The organism is Paenibacillus sp. 10L310 (assembly GCF_056395745.1).
This window is the reverse complement of record NZ_JBFTKC010000001.1, coordinates 155308-175213: the sequence shown is the minus strand read 5'-3', so window position 1 is coordinate 175213 and position 19906 is coordinate 155308. Positions and strand designations below refer to the sequence as shown.

Here is a 19906-nt window from a genome sequence, read left to right as displayed (position 1 = left end):
AATAAGAACGACACTTATATTTTTTTGCCCAAAATCGCCAGATCTCTATTCACACCATCCAACACGGCCACTTCGGGATAATATCCCCACTGTTCAAAACCATGCTTGCGCAATAACCCCAGACTCGGTTCGTTATGCCCGAAGACAAATCCAAGAATGGTCTTAATTCCAAGTGCAGGACATGCTGCAAATACCGTTTCGAGCAAACGTCCACCAGCCCCAATTCCGCGGCATTGCTGATCCACGTATACACTGACTTCCACCGTTCCATTATACGCAGGACGTCCATAGAACGAGCTGAGACTCGCCCAAGCTACCACCTGTCCTGCCTGCTTCATCACCCAAAGCGGACGATGTTCCCGTGTATGTTCCTCGAACCAAGGCAAACGTTGCTCCACCGTCACTGGCTCCAAATCCGCTGTTGCCATACGGCCCTCAATAGTAGAATTATAAATCTCCACAATCCTCGGCAAGTCCTCCAGGCGCGCATATTCAATCTGCACATCTTCCAGTTTCATCGCTATTCCTCCATCATTCCAGATCAAACCTCTAATTATAGAAGATATTATAACGGAGAAGAGAAGTCTTCGTCATCCCTAACATTCTGACAGAGAAATCTGTATATGTTTAAGTAAACATTTACACGACAACGGAGAGGACAGAACCAATCAGAAGAAGCGAAGCTAAAAGCTTTCTGCAAGAAAGCTACTTCGGAAGCATACACTGCGCCTTTATCCCCGGATTTGCCCCTTTATATAAGGGAATCAATAAAATCTGGGGATAACAGCGATCGGAAGATGGTTCTGACCGCGTAGTAGTCCAGTGTAAATTCAATGCTTTAACTTATATATAGCATTACTCTGGCATTCCCTGTATTGTGTTACCACGAGTGAACTGCTGGCTCTGGTCTGCCCAGCGAATATTAATTGAGCGAGATGTGAACAAATCCGCTCCATCCGACACCTGGAAATGCAGATGAGCTTCACTGGAATTTCCCGAATTACCAAGCTCACCGATAGGGTCTCCCTGCTTGAGCTTATCTCCTTTTTTGACCGAAACACTGCCTTCCTTGATGTGTCCTGTGATGCTGTATTCACTGTTGCCATGGTCGATTACCACGTAGTTACCAGCCGGTTCTTCCGGATTCATGACACCCGGTACATTGTCCGGTATATCATTTTTGATATCGACGACAGTACCATCGGCAGCTGCATAGAGCGGTTCACCAAAAGCATAGTAGTTTTGATTTTCCTTTGCATCACCTTGATAACTGGATTGCTCTTTGGTCCGTACGATATCCAGCGCATACCGCTGCGTTTCGTGCTCATAATGATAGTTCGACAACACATCATTACCTCCCCAGAATACATACCATTCTCCCTTCATCGGCAATTGAAATTCCGTTTTGGTGAATTTGGCATCCGTGTCCTCATGAGCTTGCAGCGGTTGGATCGAGAGACCTTCAATTTGATTTTCATCGGAAAAATAGGCTCGAATTCCTTTCGTCCCAGTCTGATCCTTCCAGGCCACCTCGGATATTTGATTCATTTTGGCGTCTACCACTTGCTCCCACGATTCAACACCCTCCAGAAAAGGATCAGCAGTCGTTTTGAACTGTTCAAGTGTTAACGTCCCCTTTAATTCCGGAGAGAACTGATTATAGATTGCATCCTTTGAACCGTTCATCAGCGTATCTATGAAATTGTCCGGTGTAACCACCGCGCTCACCTCTGAACTTGAGTTCTGCTCCTGATTGGAGTTCTGGCTCGCTTCATTATTGGACGCCTGTTCTGCTGACTGCTGCTCTGCCTGGTCGGAAGTAATGGAGTTACTGTTGCCGCAAGCAGACAGTATTACGCAAGCTCCAAGGGTAATCGCAAGCACCTTCCAGCCCTTTCTATTCTGTAATTTTGAATGTGTTTGTTGTTCTGATTTCAGATGACCTTCTCTGTTCATTCTCAACATCCCTTCTGCTAATATTATACTTTCCAGTTAAGTGTACAGAATGAGTCTTATCCTTCGTCTAACCCCATCTTACATGTAGTTAAACTTGCAACGCCTTTTGAGGTTATATAATTAAGATTCCGTTAAGATAGCTAGTACGCTATACAGCCTTCTTGGATGGTATGATTAGCAATACACACAACGGAAGGATCAGGAGGTCATTTTTAAACTATGGATAACGTCTCATTACTGCTTGTGGATGATGAACAGGCTATTCTGCATATGCTCAAAACCGTTCTGCTCAAAGAGCAGTTTCTCGATATTGATACCGTTACAACAGGCGAAGCTGCCATCGAGGCATGTAACAACAAGACGTATCATTGCATCGTGCTCGACATCATGCTTCCTGGCAAAAGTGGACTGGAAATCTGTCCTTTTCTACGGCAGGTCACCGATGCGCCCATCCTGTTTCTGACGGCCAAAACAACCGATTATGACAAATTAACCGGATTCGCTGTTGGTGGCGACGATTATGTCGCCAAACCCTTTAATCCGCTGGAAGTCGTTGCTCGAATTAAATCATTACTGAAGCGTTATTTACCATCTAAAACCGCAGCGATCTCGGATCACGTCCCATCTAACGTAAATACGTCATATCCCAGCACATCGGAAGGCGTGTACGACTTTGGACGGTTTCAAGTGCTGGAGTGGGCTGGTGAACTTCGTGTTGAAGGTGAGTCCGTATCTTGTCCGGCACTTGTGTTCCAACTGTTACTCTTTTTCTGCAAACATCCCAATCGAATCTTCACCAAATCAGATCTATATGAGCGGGTCTGGGGCTCGGAAGCCATTAGTGATGACAATACCGTGATGGTTCATATTCACCGCATTCGGGAGCGCATTGAAGCCGATCCTTCCAATCCCGTGTTTCTCGTAAACGTCCGGGGTCTGGGTTACAAACTGATTCAGCCTGAACATGTGTCACGCCCATGAGTATTCGTCGCAGGTTAATGACCCGGTTTATCGGGATGCTTGCCGGTGCAGTCGTTCTTATCATCCTGCTTGGTTCTGTAGCCACTTACTGGGTCGTGCAAAAGGTAAATGAAGTGAATCTGATCGATGATTTTGCTCTTAACGGTCTGGACCAATTGATTAGTACAGCAGAGATCATGCCGGATAATACCATCCGGTATGACCCTGCATTGCTGAAGCAAGTGGACAAAAATCAAGGCTGGCTCCAGGTTCTGGATGAACAAGGTTACGCCATTGATGAATATCACACACCTGCCGATGTTCCTACTCACTATAAACCGGGGGAATTGATTGCATACTGGGAAAGCCAGAAGCCGTTCCCTTATCAGATCGCCATGCTAATCCGGGAGAAGAACGGAAAGGATTTTACCTTGTTATATGGTGAGCGTAACCCGGCCAAGTCCTTAATGAATAACATTCGTTCAAATCTTGCTTTTACCAACGGGAAGCTTAATCTTCAGCCCAACCAACAGGAAGCCCTTCGTACTGCCAATGCTTATCTTCAAATATTGGACCCGTCAGGACGTGAAATTTCTTCCTTCAACAAACCAGCCATGGGCGTACCGACCGAATACACCATTCAGGAACTCGTTCTGCAAGTTCGCTATCCGAGTCGTTCTGGCCTGTCTGTTGCAACGTGGTACGACGAACAGAGTGAAACCACTTGGCTGATTAGCATCCCTGTTGATCCGGCGGTGAACAGTGATCAGAACCCCTACAATTTTATTCTGGAACCGGCATTGGTCGTATTGATTGTATCCATCATCATTCTGCTCATTTTGCTTGCCTTCTGGTATGCCAACCGATTCGGTTCACCCATGCTGCATATGCTCCAATGGTTACAGCGTCTGGAACGAGGACATTACGAGGAACCTACCGGAGCCTTTGGAGTGCCTCGCAGTCAGCGTCGTAACGGAAAGTGGAAGCGAAAATACAACGTGTATGCTGAAGTGCTTCGCTCCATGCAGGCCCTGTCTCACACTTTGAAGCAAGATGAAGAACTTCGGAAACAGACCGATTCTCTGCGGGAGGAGTGGATTGCTGGCATAACACATGACCTGAAGACACCCCTCTCCTCCATTCAGGGATATGCTCATATGCTTGAGGCGGATAAGTATAGTTGGACCGCGGAGGAAGTCAGGGAATTCGCAGGCATAATGCTCGATAAGTCCATGTATATGGACAGGCTTGTCAACGACCTTGCCATGACCTATCGATTACGCAGTGGTGGATATCAACCTGTGGTGGAAGAGACTGACGTAAATACGTTACTCCGTGATCTGATCCAGCGCGCAGAACGGAATCCGGCATATGGGGAAGGTCGCATCCTATTTCAACCTTCCGAAGTGCCTGTGTATGGACTTGTCCATATTCCGTCGTTTGAACGAATTGTGGATAATCTGACCGCCAATGCCCTTCTTCATAATCCGCCCGAGTCCATCCTGGTTGTCAGTGTGCATTCTGGTAAGCAATCAGATGAATTCAGCATTCAGTTTGCCGATAATGGAAGAGGCATGGACTCCGAGATGGTATGGAAGTTATTTGAACGATACTATCGCGGTACAGATACAGGTACATCGGACGTTGGATCAGGGCTGGGCATGGCGGTAACCAAAGGTTTGATCGAAGCCATGAATGGTCGTATTGAGGTACAGTCCACCCCTGGTGAAGGAACGATCATTCGCTTAATATGGGATGGGCCGTCCGAAACCAATTAAAATGTTCCGCTTGACCTTTCCATTTTCAGTCTATATAATCGACACTCAATAACACCTGTTCCAATATATTAATATTGAATGCAACACATTTCAGAATAATTTGAATGAGTTGATCTAACATATTTGGCGATGACCAGAGACATGATTTCGTTTGCGTGCTGCCCAGAGAGAGAGGGGATTGGTGAAACCTTCTTCAGCGAACGGACCGGAATTACCCCTCTGTAGCCGTGACCTCGAACCTCAGCATTTCGAACTTCCCTCGGATGTTTGGCTTGCTGCCAGTAGAGTTCACCGCCTGATCCCCGATAACGGATTCCAATGAGGGTTATGATGTTTTCTGTTCCGGCGGCTGGCCGAGAGCAGGGTGCACCATAACCAAAATTAGGGTGGAACCACGAGCCAAGCGCACTCGTCCCTTTTCCGGGACGGGTGTTTTTTGCGCTTTCATTTTAAGAAATGGAGAGTGGTTCACATGAGCAAACAAGAAAACAGTAACTCAGTAAGCAACAAATCAGGTAACGAAATAAACAACCAAGCAAATGATCTTCAACCATCCAGTCATTCCATTGAGGTCCATCTGCAAGGTGGCGCGATACGTTCTTACGAAGCAGGCATCACTGTAGGTGCGGTTGCCTCATCTATCAGCACAAGTCTTGGGAAACAGGCTATCGGCGGTATTGTAGATGGTCAAAATGTCGATCTCGATTGGGTGCTCCAGCAAGATTGCGAACTTGTTATCGTTACTTTAGAAAGTGCGGAAGGTCTGTATCGTTATCGTCACAGCGTAGCACATGTGCTCGCACAGGCACTCAAACGCATCTACGGTGCAGAACAAGTGAAACTGGGTATCGGCCCAGTCATTGAAGATGGATTCTATTACGATGTTGATCTGGAGCATGCCTTGTCCATCAGTGATCTGGCTGCCATCGAGCGGGAAATGAACAAAATCATTCAGGAAAATCATAAGATCAGTCGCCGGGTCGTTAACCGGGAGGAAGCCCTCCGTATCTTCGGAGAAATCCAGGACCCTTACAAGCTTGAACTCATTCGGGATTTGCCAGAGGACGCCGAGCTTTCGATTTATGATCAAGGAGAGTTCTTCGATCTGTGTCGCGGTCCCCATCTTCCATCCACTGGTCGGATCAAAGCGTTCAAGCTGTTGAATGTAGCTGGTGCGTACTGGCGGGGGAACTCGGATAATAAGATGCTGCAACGTATCTACGGCACTGCTTTCCCGAACAAAGCCCAACTGGATGAACATCTACACATGCTCGAAGAAGCGAAGAAACGGGATCACCGTAAACTTGGCAAAGAGCTTGAACTGTTCATGTTCTCCGAAGAAGCGCCCGGCATGCCCTTTTATCTGCCCAAAGGTATGACTGTTCGCACTGAACTGGAGCAATTCTCGCGTGAGCTGCAATTACAGGAAGGTTATCAGGAAGTTCGGACTCCTCTCATGATGAACAATCGTCTGTGGGAGCAATCCGGTCACTGGGAGCATTACAAGGACAATATGTATTTCTCAGAAGTGGACGATGCCACTTTTGCACTGAAACCGATGAACTGTCCTGGGCATATGCTGATCTTCAAAAATACACTTCATTCCTATCGCGAATTACCAATTCGCATGATGGAATTTGGTCAGGTTCACCGTCATGAATTCTCAGGTGCCCTGAACGGCATGATGCGTGTGCGGACATTCTGCCAGGATGATGCCCATCTCTACGTCATGCCAGAGCAGATCGAGGACGAGATCAATCAGGCGATCTCACTGATCGGACGTATGTACGATATCTTTGGATTCGAATATAAGATTGAATTGTCCACTCGTCCAGAAGATTCCATGGGATCTGAGGAACTGTGGGATCAAGCGGAACGCGCATTGCAAAATGTACTAGATCGTCGGGGCGTGGAGTATCGCATTAACGAAGGGGACGGTGCCTTTTATGGACCGAAAATTGACTTTCATATCCTCGATGCGCTGAAGCGCAGCTGGCAGTGCGGAACAATCCAACTTGATTTTCAAATGCCGGAGAAATTCGACCTCACTTACATTGGCGAGGATAGCCTGAAACACCGTCCGGTCGTGATCCATCGTGCCATCTATGGTTCGATCGATCGTTTCATCGGCATCCTGACTGAGCACTATGCAGGAGCGTTCCCACTCTGGCTCGCACCTGTACAAGTGAAGCTCCTACCTGTGTCAGATCATTATGCAGACTATGCACTCCAAGTACAGAGCCAACTCCGTGCTGCGGGCATTCGGGTAGAAACAGATCTGCGCAGCGAGAAGCTCGGGTACAAAATCCGTGAATCCCAGATGGAAAAAGTGCCTTATTCGCTCGTGCTTGGTGAGAATGAGAAAAATGCCTCATCCGCCTCTGTCCGTGCATACGGTCAGGGAGATCAAGGCATCCAACGTATTGAAGCTGTTATTGAAATGATCCAACAAGCTGTGAAGGCAAAAGTATAAAAGATGTAACGACTCTATTCATGAGTCACTCATCAGCTTGTGCTGAATTACAACTTCTCGTCATCTCTTAGCCCCACCTGTTCTTCGCTCCACGTCCAGAAACGCTCAGCTGAAGCATCGTCAACGGCATGTGCCTTCAGCTGCTGCTCTTTCTGTTGATAGAAGTAACGACCGGTGATGCCGACGACTTCAGGGCTTGTGGCCAGATAAACAGCCGTTCGCGCCCCTTCTTCAGGGGACAGAAAGAATGGAAGTTTACCTGCAAACGCCATAATGCGTGTGCCAAATCCGGTATTGCGATCTACGCCAATACTCGTTCCCACCGCACCAGGGTGTAGACAGTTCACTGTGACAGACGTACCTGACAGTTTGCTAGCCAGTGCACGAGTGAACAGCACGTTCGCCAGTTTGGATTGAGCATAACTTTTGATCGGATTATAACCTTTGTGCAGATGTGGATCTTCGAAGTGGATTTTGCCGGCCTTGTAGGCACCTGACGAAACGTTCACAACCCGTCCCTGCTTCGCAGCTTTCAGAGGTTCTATCAAAAGTAAGGTCAGCAGGAAATGTCCCAGATGGTTAATACCGATACTTTGTTCGAACCCGTCTGAGGTTTCCTTCCGCTTAACCATCACTACCCCCGCATTATTAACCAGAACGTCAAGGTGATCATGACGCTCGCGGAATGTGCCGGCAAACTGGCGTATACTTTCGAGTGAACCCAGGTCACACAGCATCAATTCAATCGCAGAAGAACCGGACTGACGCACAGCTTCCTGAAGAGCCTCCTGTCCGCGCTTCTCACTGCGGCATGCCATAATTACGCGATATCCTTGCCTTGCAAGTTCAATGGTGGTTGCCAACCCCATACCTGAGTTAGCTCCTGTTACAATTGCTGTCTGATTGGACATGAGGTACTTCCCTTCTGAACCTGAGGTTCCGAAATTAGAGGCGCGACGACGGACAATATGAGATAATGATAGGATCACATCTCGGTTTCCATGGGAGGACAAGTATGCTGACCAAAAAGGATTTTAAAAAAGTTAAAAAACAAGCCAAACTTGAAATCGCACTACTCGAACAGGAATATCAGGAAATCTTGCAGAACGTTGATTCTACGCTGTATGAAAAATACGGTATTTTGGACAAAGAAGAAACACGTGAGCTCACCCGAAAACGTAAAAACCGAAGATATGCTTCACTGGTCATCGAACTATGCGCCATTATTGAACAAATGTTACATCAACTGTACAGAGACGTATATCAGAAAAAGTTTAATTCGACTCAGCTGATGAAAACTCCTGCCTACCGTGCACGCTCCAACATGGAGATTATTCAGGCCGAACTGAGTAAAGAGTTCATTGCTCTGGAACCCGAAAAAGAAAACTTCGCTGAAGCCCTTAGCCTGGTGTTTCAGACGAGGAACAAACTTGTTCATGATAATTTCTCATTTGTCACCATCGTTAAGGACGGCAGTAATGAAGAAGAAACGTTCGAAGCACTACTCCATACGGTAAAAAAATATAGAAAACACTTGAAATATAATCGCCCTGAATAACAACAATCATCGCTAAAAAATATAAGGAGGTGTACCGGACTACGGTCCGAATAACCATGAGCCATCCAACAACTTCGATTACTGTGCTAAATCTTCAGATTCCCACACCTTCCGGGAACAGCCCCATATTCCCCGTCATGCTTCGTGATGTAGATGGCGTTACCTTGGTGGATACAGGCATGATCGGACAATTTGCAGAACTTCAATCCGCATTGGAACAAGAGGGCGTACAGCTCTCGGACGTCAAACGTGTGATTATTACTCATCAGGACATCGATCATATCGGTAACTTGGGAGCTCTGCTGGATGCCATCCCTGATCTGGAAATCTGGGCACATGCCGATGAGATTCCATATCTAACAGGTGAGAAACCATTGATCAAGTTCACGCCTGAACGTCGTGCTCTGCTACCCGCGCCCGTTTTGGCACTGGCAGATCAACTGCTCTTGCAGTTGCCTGAAGTGAACATTAGCAGAACGCTGGCGGACGGAGACTTGTTACCCCTTCAAGGTGGTACACAGGTCATTCATACACCGGGACATACACCAGGTCATATCTGCCTGTATTTCGGGGAGCAACAGTTCCTGCTCGCTGCCGATGAACTTCGTGTGGTCGATGATGAACTGGTTGGCCCTGCACCACAAGCGACACCGGACATGCCTGAAGCGCTACGAAGCCTGAAGAAACTGACTGACCTTAAGCTCAATAAGGTTCTCTGTTATCACGGTGGAGAGTACATGAATGATCCGGCTCAGCGTATTGCCACACTTGCGGAGAGCGCAGAATAGTGAAGAACGCGGACTTGTGAGTATTTTTGGAATGACACAAGCATCCTGTTAACGTTGTTTCTCTTCGTGCGGCATTGTGCGTTGTAGCTCATTCAAGATTAGGATGACACATACATTACAATCAAGGAGCTGTCCCATAAGTCATGAATTTGACGGGGACAGCTCCTTTAATTAATTAACCACGCATTTCTACTACTCTACTGCACTGGTGTTGATCGTATGGTAGCACCTATTGCGCACGCTATTCATACAGTATGCACGCAGTATCTTATATTGAACTACGACATGTGCACAGTATCTTTCCCCTGCCCGTTTGGCAAATCAATTCACCGGAAAATCCGTAACGTAAGTGTCTACTTATTGACTGAGGTCCGCCTCTAATGAATTGGGCACAGTCTAAACGCTATAGTTGTTTTGTAACGAATCTCAGACACCCTATACGCAGTATTTTGAGTATCAAGATTTTCTAACGAACTCCAGACACCCTAGTTACTCATTTCATTGGTTTTTCGGCAGGTTTCTGGTGAGTTTTGGCGATATAGCGTGGCTGAGGTTCTTTAAATCCTACGATCGTCACCAAACCTCTATTTAAGGTGCGTCAGGTTCGTTAGAAAAATTTTATTTAGAGCGATTCAGATTCAGGGCACTTCAGGGCTTTAGCTCAAGATAAGCGGCAACCGTTCGTTTTAAACTCACTCCATTCGCTACCTTACGGCGAGACCGATTCGGTGCGACGCTGTCCTGCAACACTGATTTTCTCTCCCCTGACCCCGACTCAACTCTCCGGAGTAAGCACTATCAGCTTGTCATCTCCATCACGTGGCGATCCCCGTCCATCCCGGTTGTTTGTAAGCACATATAACTTGCCATCCTCGCCAGCACTCACATTACGAATTCGACCCCATTCATCTTCGAAGATGGGTTCCACCTTCTCCACCTGTGTGCCATCTTCCGAAAGAGTAACCTTCAGCAACTGCTCTCCACGCAGATTTGCAGCAATCAGTGATCCAGCCCAAGGTCCTTCCTCAACAAAAGCTACACCAGACGGCGCCCATGTATCATTCCCACTATGTGCAAGCGGAGCCTGATATGCGCCATTGTCATCGTCGTCTCCCTCCACCTCGGGCCAGCCATAATTCTCTCCGGCCACAATCCGGTTGATCTCATCATGATTCCGCTGACCATGCTCAGTAGAATAGAGGTAACCGTTGTCCGGGTTCCATGCCAGTCCCTGTGCGTTGCGGTGTCCCATACTGTATACAGGTGAATTCGGCCATGGGTTGTCTGCTGGGATCGATCCGTCGAGACCTATCCGCAATATTTTACCTCCAAGGCTATCTTCGTTCTGTGACAATTCCGGTTCATAACGCTCACCTGTCGTGATATAGAGCAACTTGTCCGGGCCAATTTTGATCCGCCCACCATTATGATTGGTTCCGCCTGGAATGTTACCAAGCAACTCTTGATCTATGACGGCTTTGCCATCATTCACCTTGAGGCGTAACACTCGATTCGCAATGTCGTCGCCTTCCAGGTAGGAGTGGTATGCATACAAGTAACCGTTATCCTCGAAGTCCGGATCAGCTGCAAGACCCAACAGACCTCCTTCACCTTCTTCATTAAACGGGGCTGAGAATTCAATCAGTGGTTCAGTGGCCAGTTTTCCATCCTCAATGATCCGAATTGCACCAGGGCGTTCCGTTACAAACATCCGACCATCAGGCACACTCACAATCTCCCATGGTGCATTCAATCCTTCAACCAGAACAGAAGCCTCATACGGAATAACCGTCTCTCCCTGCGCTCCACTCTCGTTTCCACTCGCACTGCCATTGCCTCCGTTGGCCGTCTGTCCCTGACCTGTTCCCTGTCCCTGAGACGTCTGCTCTGTTCCTCCCGTAGAAGGTTCGCCTGAAGAACATGACGCGGTTAACAGTGCCACACTTAATAATGAAGCATACAGCGGAACGGTTACTCGATTATTCATGATTACATCTCCCTTCGTATTTCGTTCTTCTGTATAAAATAAATAAGCCAAGCTTCAACGTATTGTTAACTTATTGTTCGCTATAGTTGTGGTGTTATTATTCATCTGTAAAGCGGTTTCGCCCTGTATTACCCTTCATACCAACCACTTAAACCGAGAATTCAAGGGATTTCGAGGACATGAAATCACTGCGGTTTGGAATTCCATCATAATCTTTTATAATAGAAGGATAGTATGAATGGAAAGGTGGACAACTACACTTATGAATCAAAACCCTTTATCTCGTCTTGAAGCCAATCTGTCCGGGCAAGGATTGGACGCCATGCTGATCACAGATCCAAAACATATCTACTATTTAACTGGATTTGCGAGCAATCCGCATGAACGCTTCCTAGGTCTGGTTCTCGCACGCGGCGAAGAGCCCCTGTTGATTGTACCTGCGCTCGATGCTGAAGCTGCCGCAGCCGCTTCTTCGGTATCCAACATTGCCACTCACACGGATACGGATAATCCATACGCTTTGTTTGATCGTTATCAGGGGCGCTTGGGCCGGGTTGGTCTCGAGAAAGAATACGTGACGGTCGCACGTTATGAGCAGCTGACCGCCGCGCTAGGTGCTGCCAGCTTTGAAGATGTTGGCCCCCTGCTTCGCACATTACGTGTGAAAAAAACACCGGATGAGGTAGCCCGCATTCGCCACGCCATTTATCTGATTGAAGAAACATTGCGTCAAGGCCTCTCTCATGTTCGCACAGGTGTAACCGAGATCGAACTTGTCGCTGAGATGGAGTATCAGATGAAAAAGCTGGGTGCCGATGGTCCTTCCTTTGATACCATGGTGCTCACGGGACCCAAAACAGGTCTGCCACACGGTACACCGGGTGAACGGAAACTGCAACATGGTGACCTGTTGATGTTTGACATGGGTGTGTATGCTGGAGGGTATGCCTCGGATATCACACGTACATTCGCTTTTGGTGATATCTCCCCTGAACTCAAAACCATCTATAACACTGTGCTCGCAGCGAACGAAGCTGCTATCCAAATCGTGAAACCAGGCATTACCTGCGCCGAAGTGGATCGTGCAGCACGCCAGGTCACGGAAGAAGCGGGATACGGCGAGCGTTTTATGCATAGAGTAGGCCATGGATTGGGTATTGACGTGCATGAGTATCCTTCTCTCCATGGAGAGAATATGGACATCCTGAATGAAGGTACCGTATTCACGATTGAACCGGGCATCTATACCGCAGCAGGCGGCGTCCGTATCGAAGATGATGTAATTGTGACCGAGACGGGTATCGAAGTTCTGACGACATATCCAAAAGAACTGCAAATCCTTAGCGACTAATTCAATTGGATCTATGTCAAAAATAGCCCAGATACATCAATGCTCAGCCGATATTGTGCATCATGAACTAAACTGCATAAAACTGTGCTGAACTGTATCTTCAAAATAATATACTCCTTTCGCGTACGCCTCAGGCCTGTATACAGAAAAAGTAGCAAGTACACACGCGAACGCAAAAATCCCGCAATTCCATGAATATCATGGGTTGCGGGATTTTAATTAATACAAAGCATATCCTAAATTACTCCGTCTGCATTCTACGTAATTTTATTCCTGCTCACTCATTTACCATTAGTCAAACTCATGCGTGATATCCTGCCAAGACTCCAGCTGTGGCAGCTGTTGCTTCCCCCAGTAATCCAGAAACCATTGAATAATCCCAGTCGTATCTGTTGTTCTGCAGCTGTAATGTCGGAAACCGCCCTCGCCTTCCTGCAAACGAATCTCCGCCACCATTTGCCCCGGTTCCTCAAGCGCAGCAGCCTGCATATACATACTTCCCTCCACCAGCTCGGAAGGTACAAGTACTACGAATTCCTGCAATTCCAGATTGGAGATCAACTCCACCAATAACGAGGCATTAATGCTATCATTCTCGTAGGTTGTGCCATTGCTTTCCAGTTTATAACGCAGTGTAGAGTACATGTGCGATTCCCCTTTGTATGAAATGATCGTTCCTAATTGATACACGCTCATAACGACAGGTCGTTTATATTATAACTTTTTCATAAAAATGTAAAAAGGATTTTTCTTGTTTCGGGTCTTTTCTATGAAAAAAAACCCTTGCAGAGTCTGAATTACAATTGACTACGCAGAGGGGTTTTTTAAGTGATACTCTTTGAATATTGTCTAAGCCTCATCCTTAAACTTAAAGCTACGTGCAGCATACAGAAACGGCGTTCCAACCGCAGTTAATACAAATTTGATAATATACGTCGTCAGGAAGATTTCCAGCCAAACATCCCAAGGGTAGATAAACGCAAACGCGATCGTGCAGAACACCAGTGTATCCACAAATGAACTGATGATCGAACTACCGTTGGTGCGAATCCACAACTGATTGCGCCCTGGAGCCACCTTGCGCAGCCAGGAGTACAATCGAACATCCAGGAACTGGCTTATGAAGTATGCCGTCAGACTTCCGAGTGCCAAACGTGGCAGCAGACCAAACAATGTTTTCATCGAATCCTGTGCAAAGTCCGTCGGTGCCGGGTCAAAGTACAACACCATCTGCATCAGAACCGTTGTCATGATGAGCGTGAAGAATCCAAACCATACGGCCTTGCGTGCCTCACCTGGTCCATATTTCTCATTAAGAAGGTCACTGGTCAGGTACATGCTGACATACATCGTGTTGCCTAACGTCAGTACAATTCCCATGATATCTATCGTTTTGGTCACCTGAATGTTGGCTATAACCGTAGCCACACCAATCCAGGCATAGAGACCTTTTTTACCGAACAAGCGGTAACACAGCAGGAAAAATCCATAAGTTACGAGAACAAAAACTGCTCCCCACCCTAAGTTAAACATAAATACATACACTGCCTTCCTAGTTTTGATTACGCGGGATGGTTACGAACCGCGGTTTGGCTCAGGGCCAAAACATGAATACTCTATCACATTTCTCGTCCCATGAACAGAACTAAATAACTCCAAGCGTGCCTGAGTGACTACGACCCCTTCTATATTCCTCCCACTTCCCTCTCTACCATACTAGTTTTTCCTACCTCTATTCCCCTTGCACCGTATATCGAAAAAGAAGACTGCATCACCACTGTGCACAACATAGTTTTATTGCCGCAAAAAAACCGCCCTCCGGATTCCTCCGAAGGACGGCTTTTCTCACTTGATTTGTAGACGGCTCTAGCTATCTTAATGTGAGCTTCTATCTAATCCATTCTGTATTAAGCCTGAGCCGCAGAATCCAGCTCACGACTCCGATCGTTAAACGTGTCCCGATCGTTTTCCTTCAAAATTCTGCTCGTCACGAGTCCTGATGTCATCGACCCGTTCACGTTAAGCGCTGTACGACCCATGTCGATCAGCGGCTCCACGGAAATGAGCAGTCCAACCAGAGCCACAGGCAGATTCATGGTGGACAATACGATCAGGGAAGCGAAGGTTGCCCCGCCGCCAACGCCAGCTACACCAAACGAACTGATCATGACTACGAGGATCAAAGTCACAATGAAGTCCCAGCTCAACGGGTCGATGCCGACCGTCGGAGCAATCATCACCGCCAGCATGGCCGGATAGATCCCGGCGCAGCCGTTTTGCCCAATCGTAGCACCAAAGCTTGCAGACAGGTTCGCAATGCCGTCCGATACGCCGAGTTTCTTCGTCTGTGTCTCCACATTCAGCGGGATTGCCGCTGCACTTGAACGGGATGTAAAGGCAAATACCAGTGTTGGCAGCACCTTCTTCAAATACGTAATCGGGTTGAACCCGGACAGCGAGATAATGATCAGGTGAATAATAAACATCACGATGAGGGCCACGTAGGACGCAATGACGAATTTGATGAGCTTTAATATCTCTTCCGCATTGGTTGTCGCCGTTACCTTTGTAATCAGTGCTAGAATCCCGTAAGGCGTAAGCCTCAGCACCAGCGTAACAATTCGCATAACCACCGCATATACCGCATTAACCATACCGCGGAACGTCTCCGCCTGCTGAGGTTTTTTGCGATCCAGTCCAAGTACGGCTACACCGATAAACGCGGAGAAGATAACCACCGCCAGTGTGGATGTACGACGTTCTCCTGTCATATCTGCAAATGGATTCGAAGGAATGAATTCCAGCACTTGCTGCGGGATGGTCTGATCCTTCACATCAACAAGCCGTTCCTCCACCTTCTGAATCTGCGCATTCTCCCGGTCTCCTCCTTGAATCTCAATGGAAGTCAGGTTGAAGCCCAGACTGGTCACAATGCTGACCCCTGCGGCAATCGCTGTGGTGATCAACAGAATGGCAATAATGGAAACACTCATCTTGCCGAGATTTTGCTTGCCCTTCAGATTCATAATGGCTGAGATGATCGACACCATGATCAATGGGATCACGACCATTTGCAACAAACGAACATATCCTGAACCGACCAGATTGAACCAATCGACTGATTTCGTAACTACATCAGAACCTGATGTGTACACCAATTGAAGAATAACCCCGTAAACAACCCCCAGTCCCAGACCCGCAAATACGCGTTTCGTAAAGGAGATATGCTTTTTCTGCATCCAGTAGAGGATACCAAGTAAGGCAAGTATAACCACTACATTCAATATGACTAGAAAAGTATCCATTTCTTTAAATCCTCCTCAGGCATGTGTGTAACCGGAGAATATCCGGTTTTCTCTTCTATCTTTTGTACTTCCGACAAAGACATTTTACAATATAACATATAACAAACTATTCTGGTAGGTATTAATTGATATTATGTAATATGCATGTAACAGATTCATCTATTTCTGAAAAAAATACACCAAATCGTGAAAATTGTTCTATTCAACCTCCGGTTAATTTTGTAATATAGGTATATCCGCTTATTCCCAAGTTTTCTCAATGTTCAATTTAGGTCTTTCTTCATTGGTAGATAGGTCTTAGGATTACGGAAAAGCGACAATGTTAATGAACTTGACGTGAAAGGATGATCATATGTTTCGTAATCGCACCGTTGCCGGTAAAATCAGAGGCACCTTGTTCCTCGTTCTGCTGGTTGCTTCCCTGTTGTTCAGTATTAGTTTTTATGCCGTATCGATGAATATTATTCAAAGCTACGTGCTACCGCAGTTTGACAAAGTCCTAAACACGTCCATTCAGGATATATACAAGAATACTTCAGCATCCAAAATCCTACAGGTACAGAGTGGCGGAGCCGGTTCTGAAGGTGCTGCCATGACCGTGGAATCGTACCTGGCAGATAAAGCAAAAGAACATAATTTGGATGCGGCTTACGTTGTTGCTATTCAAGATGGCTCAGCCAAAGTCGTTGTGGCCAACCCTTCTTCAAACATGAAAGCCCAGGATGAGATTAGTGTAGAACCCGCAATGAATGCAGCTATTGAGAACAAAGAAATGGTAATCAGTGAGGTCTACTCCGATTCCTTTGGTGTACATAAAGCAGCCTTTATCCCCATTGCAGGAAGTAACATGATTATGGCTGTGAGCATGGATGCCCAGTTCATTCAAGACAAGATTACCCAGATTTTCTGGTTGTGCCTTGGGATTACAGCATTAGTGTTTGTGCTCGGCTGGCTTATCTCCACTAGTATGATCAAAAGAGTTACCAAACCAATCATCAAGCTCGTCCAACATAGCAAACAAATATCCCAGGGTGATCTGACCGCTGAACTAGAGATCAAAGGTAAAGATGAAATTGCCCAGCTTGCCGCAAGCTTCCAGACGATGACGCATAACCTGAAAGAAATGATTAGCCGTGCCTTGTCCACGTCCAATGAAGTTGTATCAGGCTCCAATGACCTGCTTCAGCGAGTTGAATCGATGTCCGGTATGGTTCGAAACTCCAGCCGCTCTGCAGAAGATGCAGAAAAAGGCAGCATCAGCATTGCGTCAAGCGCATCCGAGAACGCCAGAGCTATGGAAGAAATTACGCAAGGTATCATGCATATTGCTTCTTCTTCTGCTGAAGTGTCTGACCAGATTGGTGAAGCAGCCAACGAGGCAGTTAACGGTAACCGACTGGCTCAGAATGCCATTGAGCAGATGGAGCGTGTAGGCCAGACAGCAAGCGAATCGTTGCGATATGTTGAAACTATGAATGAACGTTCGGTAGCCATCGGCGCCATTGTAGCTTCCATTTTTGAAATCACCAAACAGATTAACATGCTGTCACTCAATGCCTCCATTGAAGCAGCACGTGCCGGAGAGCATGGCCGCGGATTCGCTGTTGTTGCTGGAGAAGTTCGCAAACTTGCCGAGCAATCCAAGACAGCCACCGAAGAAATTTCGGATTATCTGGGTACCATTCGTGAAGATGCTGAGCGCTCGGTTGATGCAATGAACCGTGTAACCCAGGAGATTGGTTCAGGCACAACTGTTGTTCAACAAGCAGGCTCAGCCTTCCAGCAACTGAATGAATTGATTCAGAACGTGAATCTGACCATTCAGACCGTCTCTGCTTCTACACAACAAGTATCCGCTGGTGCTGAAGAAGTGAGTGCATCCGTTGAAGAAACGGCACAGATTACGACCAAATCCCGTGAAAGTATGCTACAGATTGCTTCAACAGCAGATCTTCAGCTCAGCGAGATGGATTCACATTCGAATACAGTTCGTCATCTGCATGAACAAGCTGTAGAGCTGCAATCCGCTATGAAAAATTTCAAAATAAACTAACAGGTTAACCATTAACCTATCATCACCTGTTTTAAACCTCATTTAATCATAGGATATACAATACACCCCCATGCCGCTAATATGCCGTTTCTAGAGAACGGTTTGTCGGACATGGGGGTATTGTTGTTTCACTCGGGTGCCTGAACACCCATAATCTCGTACACACGCTTCATATCCAATGCCAAACGCAACGATTCGGCTACCCGATCAAACTCCATCTCCTTACGCTCATGTGCACTATACGTCTCCTGAAGTGGAGCCAGTCCTTTTCCTGCACGCAAGGCATTCAGCCACGAACGTCGGAATTGATCACTTTCAAACAAACCATGCAGGTAGGTTCCCCACACCCTGCCATCTACTGAACCCCAGCCTTCTTGGAAAGGTTGACCACCTGGATGCGAGATTTCAAACAACGCCGTTACACGTTCAGGCTCGTGACACTCCGTAACGCCCATATGAATCTCATATCCGTTAATGGGTAATGAAGCATCTGCTACATCTTGCTCACCATACAGACGAATCGGGTGATCAGGCTGCACCCGTCCGGAAGCTCTGACGGTCTGCTTTTCCTGAAGAAACGTTGTCGATAGCGGGAGCCAGCCAAGTCCTTTTGCTTCCTGGATCTGATTCGCCTCCACAGCAAACGGGTCCTTCAGATGACGTCCCAGCATCTGGTATCCGCCACATATTCCTACGAGCTGAACATGCTCACGCTCGGTCTGGCTCGCAATCGCCTGTTCCAGTCCAGACTCACGCAGAAATTCCAGGTCACCTATGGTATCCTTCGTACCCGGTAGAAGAATGGCATCCGGACTGCCCAATTCCTCTGGCGAGGTCACGTAACGCACATTCACATCCGGTTCACGGGAAAGTGCATCAAAGTCTGTAAAGTTGGAAATTCGCGGATATCGGATTACCGCCAGATCCAGCTCTGTTTTGCCGGATTTCCCATGACGCATGGAGTCCAGCACCACTGAATCCTCTGCTTCAATCTGAATATCTCTTATGTAAGGTAAAACACCTAATACTGGAATGCCTGTCCGTTCTTCGAGCCAGTCGAGTCCTGGTTGCAACAGGGACAGATCACCGCGGAACTTGTTAATAATGAACCCTTTAACTCGCGCCACCTCATGGGGTTCCAGCAGCTCCAGCGTACCTACAATGGAAGCAAACACTCCGCCCCGATCAATATCGGAGATCAGAATCACCGGCGCATCGGCCCAGCCTGCCAGATTCATGTTGACGATATCCCGGTCCTTCAGATTGATCTCGGCCGGACTGCCCGCTCCTTCCATCAGCACAATATCATAGGTATCCCGTAGCCGGTTCAACGCATCCATAACCGTCTGCTTTGCTTCAGGCAGGAAATGCTGACGGTAGTCCGATGCACTCATCTGGGCAAATGGTACACCATGTACCACGATCTGCGAATGCATGTCCCTCACCGGCTTGATCAGGATTGGATTCATATCGGTTGTCGCCTCAATACCACAGGCTTCGGCCTGTGCCCCCTGGGCCCGACCAATCTCCTTGCCATCTTCCGTCACATAGGAATTCAGTGCCATATTCTGTGACTTGAACGGAGCAGGCTTGAAGCCATCCTGCTTAAAAATCCGGCACAATGCCGTTGTGATGACACTTTTGCCTACATCGGAAGCCGTTCCTTGCAGCATCAGTACCGCCGCTGGTTGTGATGG

15 protein-coding genes are annotated in these 19906 nt (G+C 47.3%); 7 read left to right on the top strand and 8 right to left on the bottom strand.

Annotated features, from left to right (window positions below; all coding sequences use genetic code 11):
• Window positions 1-14 precede the first annotated feature (14 nt).
• Both AC1DE7_RS00840 and AC1DE7_RS00835 read right to left on the bottom strand, forming a co-directional pair.
• On the bottom strand, window positions 15-518 hold the full coding sequence (locus AC1DE7_RS00840; RefSeq protein WP_127544127.1) for a GNAT family N-acetyltransferase: 504 nt from the start codon (window positions 516-518) through the stop codon (window positions 15-17).
• Between the two features lie 337 nt (window positions 519-855).
• Complete coding sequence (locus tag AC1DE7_RS00835; protein ID WP_477533549.1) at window positions 856-1956, bottom strand: M23 family metallopeptidase; 1101 nt, start codon at window positions 1954-1956, stop codon at window positions 856-858.
• 219 nt (window positions 1957-2175) lie between these two features.
• Between AC1DE7_RS00835 and AC1DE7_RS00830 the strand changes: the two genes are divergently transcribed.
• The 3 genes from AC1DE7_RS00830 (at window position 2176) to thrS (ending at window position 7167) form a co-directional block, all read left to right on the top strand.
• On the top strand, window positions 2176-2937 hold the full coding sequence (locus AC1DE7_RS00830) for a response regulator transcription factor (RefSeq protein WP_074094036.1): 762 nt from the start codon (window positions 2176-2178) through the stop codon (window positions 2935-2937).
• Window positions 2934-4694 (top strand): sensor histidine kinase, encoded by a 1761-nt coding sequence (locus AC1DE7_RS00825; protein ID WP_477533548.1) that lies wholly within the window; start codon window positions 2934-2936, stop codon window positions 4692-4694. The genes AC1DE7_RS00830 and AC1DE7_RS00825 overlap by 4 nt, the downstream gene beginning before the upstream one ends.
• Before the next feature lie 472 nt (window positions 4695-5166).
• Window positions 5167-7167: a threonine--tRNA ligase gene (gene thrS, locus AC1DE7_RS00820; protein WP_477533547.1), complete on the top strand. Its 2001-nt coding sequence runs from the start codon at window positions 5167-5169 to the stop codon at window positions 7165-7167.
• Between the two features lie 47 nt (window positions 7168-7214).
• Here the strand turns inward: thrS and AC1DE7_RS00815 are convergent, their stop codons facing one another.
• On the bottom strand, window positions 7215-8078 hold the full coding sequence (locus tag AC1DE7_RS00815; RefSeq protein WP_339189045.1) for an SDR family oxidoreductase: 864 nt from the start codon (window positions 8076-8078) through the stop codon (window positions 7215-7217).
• 104 nt (window positions 8079-8182) lie between these two features.
• On the opposite strand from AC1DE7_RS00815, the gene AC1DE7_RS00810 reads away from it, so the two are divergent.
• Together AC1DE7_RS00810 and AC1DE7_RS00805 are read left to right on the top strand one after the other, a co-directional pair.
• A complete protein-coding gene (locus AC1DE7_RS00810; RefSeq protein ID WP_477533546.1) occupies window positions 8183-8725 on the top strand; it encodes a hypothetical protein in 543 nt (180 codons plus the stop codon).
• Window positions 8726-8781: 56 nt separating this feature from the next.
• A complete protein-coding gene (locus AC1DE7_RS00805) occupies window positions 8782-9513 on the top strand; it encodes an MBL fold metallo-hydrolase (RefSeq protein WP_051447176.1) in 732 nt (243 codons plus the stop codon).
• Window positions 9514-10288: 775 nt separating this feature from the next.
• On the opposite strand, the gene AC1DE7_RS00800 is transcribed toward AC1DE7_RS00805, so the two are convergent.
• A complete protein-coding gene (locus AC1DE7_RS00800; protein WP_477533545.1) occupies window positions 10289-11500 on the bottom strand; it encodes a PQQ-dependent sugar dehydrogenase in 1212 nt (403 codons plus the stop codon).
• A 262-nt stretch (window positions 11501-11762) separates the two neighbouring features.
• Between AC1DE7_RS00800 and AC1DE7_RS00795 the strand changes: the two genes are divergently transcribed.
• Complete coding sequence (locus AC1DE7_RS00795; protein WP_036669140.1) at window positions 11763-12851, top strand: M24 family metallopeptidase; 1089 nt, start codon at window positions 11763-11765, stop codon at window positions 12849-12851.
• 291 nt (window positions 12852-13142) lie between these two features.
• On the opposite strand, the gene AC1DE7_RS00790 is transcribed toward AC1DE7_RS00795, so the two are convergent.
• From AC1DE7_RS00790 to AC1DE7_RS00780, 3 genes are all read right to left on the bottom strand, one after another.
• Window positions 13143-13496 (bottom strand): hypothetical protein, encoded by a 354-nt coding sequence (locus AC1DE7_RS00790; protein ID WP_127544142.1) that lies wholly within the window; start codon window positions 13494-13496, stop codon window positions 13143-13145.
• Between the two features lie 204 nt (window positions 13497-13700).
• Window positions 13701-14384 carry a queuosine precursor transporter gene (locus AC1DE7_RS00785; protein ID WP_100527911.1) on the bottom strand — a complete coding sequence of 228 codons (684 nt, stop codon included), beginning with the start codon at window positions 14382-14384 and terminating at the stop codon, window positions 13701-13703.
• A 374-nt stretch (window positions 14385-14758) separates the two neighbouring features.
• Window positions 14759-16156, bottom strand: a complete 1398-nt coding sequence (locus AC1DE7_RS00780; protein WP_477533544.1) for an L-cystine transporter — start codon at window positions 16154-16156, stop codon at window positions 14759-14761.
• 352 nt (window positions 16157-16508) lie between these two features.
• Here AC1DE7_RS00780 and AC1DE7_RS00775 point away from each other — a divergent pair, with 352 nt between their 5' ends.
• Window positions 16509-18209: a methyl-accepting chemotaxis protein gene (locus AC1DE7_RS00775; protein WP_315371785.1), complete on the top strand. Its 1701-nt coding sequence runs from the start codon at window positions 16509-16511 to the stop codon at window positions 18207-18209.
• 128 nt (window positions 18210-18337) lie between these two features.
• Here the strand turns inward: AC1DE7_RS00775 and AC1DE7_RS00770 are convergent, their stop codons facing one another.
• On the bottom strand, window positions 18338-19882 hold the full coding sequence (locus AC1DE7_RS00770) for a cobyric acid synthase (protein WP_353882303.1): 1545 nt from the start codon (window positions 19880-19882) through the stop codon (window positions 18338-18340).
• Window positions 19883-19906: the final 24 nt, after the last annotated feature.

What these genes read in the sequence shown, in the direction of transcription:
- AC1DE7_RS00800 (WP_477533545.1), bottom strand. Translation starts at nt 11,500, where the DNA reads ATGAATAATCGAGTAACCGTTCCGCTGTATGCTTCATTATTAAGTGTG.
- AC1DE7_RS00840 (WP_127544127.1), bottom strand. Translation starts at nt 518, where the DNA reads ATGAAACTGGAAGATGTGCAGATTGAATATGCGCGCCTGGAGGACTTG.
- thrS (WP_477533547.1), top strand. Translation starts at nt 5,167, where the DNA reads ATGAGCAAACAAGAAAACAGTAACTCAGTAAGCAACAAATCAGGTAAC.
- AC1DE7_RS00790 (WP_127544142.1), bottom strand. Translation starts at nt 13,496, where the DNA reads ATGTACTCTACACTGCGTTATAAACTGGAAAGCAATGGCACAACCTAC.
- AC1DE7_RS00770 (WP_353882303.1), bottom strand. Translation starts at nt 19,882, where the DNA reads ATGCTGCAAGGAACGGCTTCCGATGTAGGCAAAAGTGTCATCACAACG.
- AC1DE7_RS00785 (WP_100527911.1), bottom strand. Translation starts at nt 14,384, where the DNA reads ATGTTTAACTTAGGGTGGGGAGCAGTTTTTGTTCTCGTAACTTATGGA.
- AC1DE7_RS00825 (WP_477533548.1), top strand. Translation starts at nt 2,934, where the DNA reads ATGAGTATTCGTCGCAGGTTAATGACCCGGTTTATCGGGATGCTTGCC.
- AC1DE7_RS00810 (WP_477533546.1), top strand. Translation starts at nt 8,183, where the DNA reads ATGCTGACCAAAAAGGATTTTAAAAAAGTTAAAAAACAAGCCAAACTT.
- AC1DE7_RS00815 (WP_339189045.1), bottom strand. Translation starts at nt 8,078, where the DNA reads ATGTCCAATCAGACAGCAATTGTAACAGGAGCTAACTCAGGTATGGGG.
- AC1DE7_RS00830 (WP_074094036.1), top strand. Translation starts at nt 2,176, where the DNA reads ATGGATAACGTCTCATTACTGCTTGTGGATGATGAACAGGCTATTCTG.
- AC1DE7_RS00805 (WP_051447176.1), top strand. Translation starts at nt 8,782, where the DNA reads ATGAGCCATCCAACAACTTCGATTACTGTGCTAAATCTTCAGATTCCC.
- AC1DE7_RS00780 (WP_477533544.1), bottom strand. Translation starts at nt 16,156, where the DNA reads ATGGATACTTTTCTAGTCATATTGAATGTAGTGGTTATACTTGCCTTA.
- AC1DE7_RS00835 (WP_477533549.1), bottom strand. Translation starts at nt 1,956, where the DNA reads ATGAACAGAGAAGGTCATCTGAAATCAGAACAACAAACACATTCAAAA.
- AC1DE7_RS00795 (WP_036669140.1), top strand. Translation starts at nt 11,763, where the DNA reads ATGAATCAAAACCCTTTATCTCGTCTTGAAGCCAATCTGTCCGGGCAA.
- AC1DE7_RS00775 (WP_315371785.1), top strand. Translation starts at nt 16,509, where the DNA reads ATGTTTCGTAATCGCACCGTTGCCGGTAAAATCAGAGGCACCTTGTTC.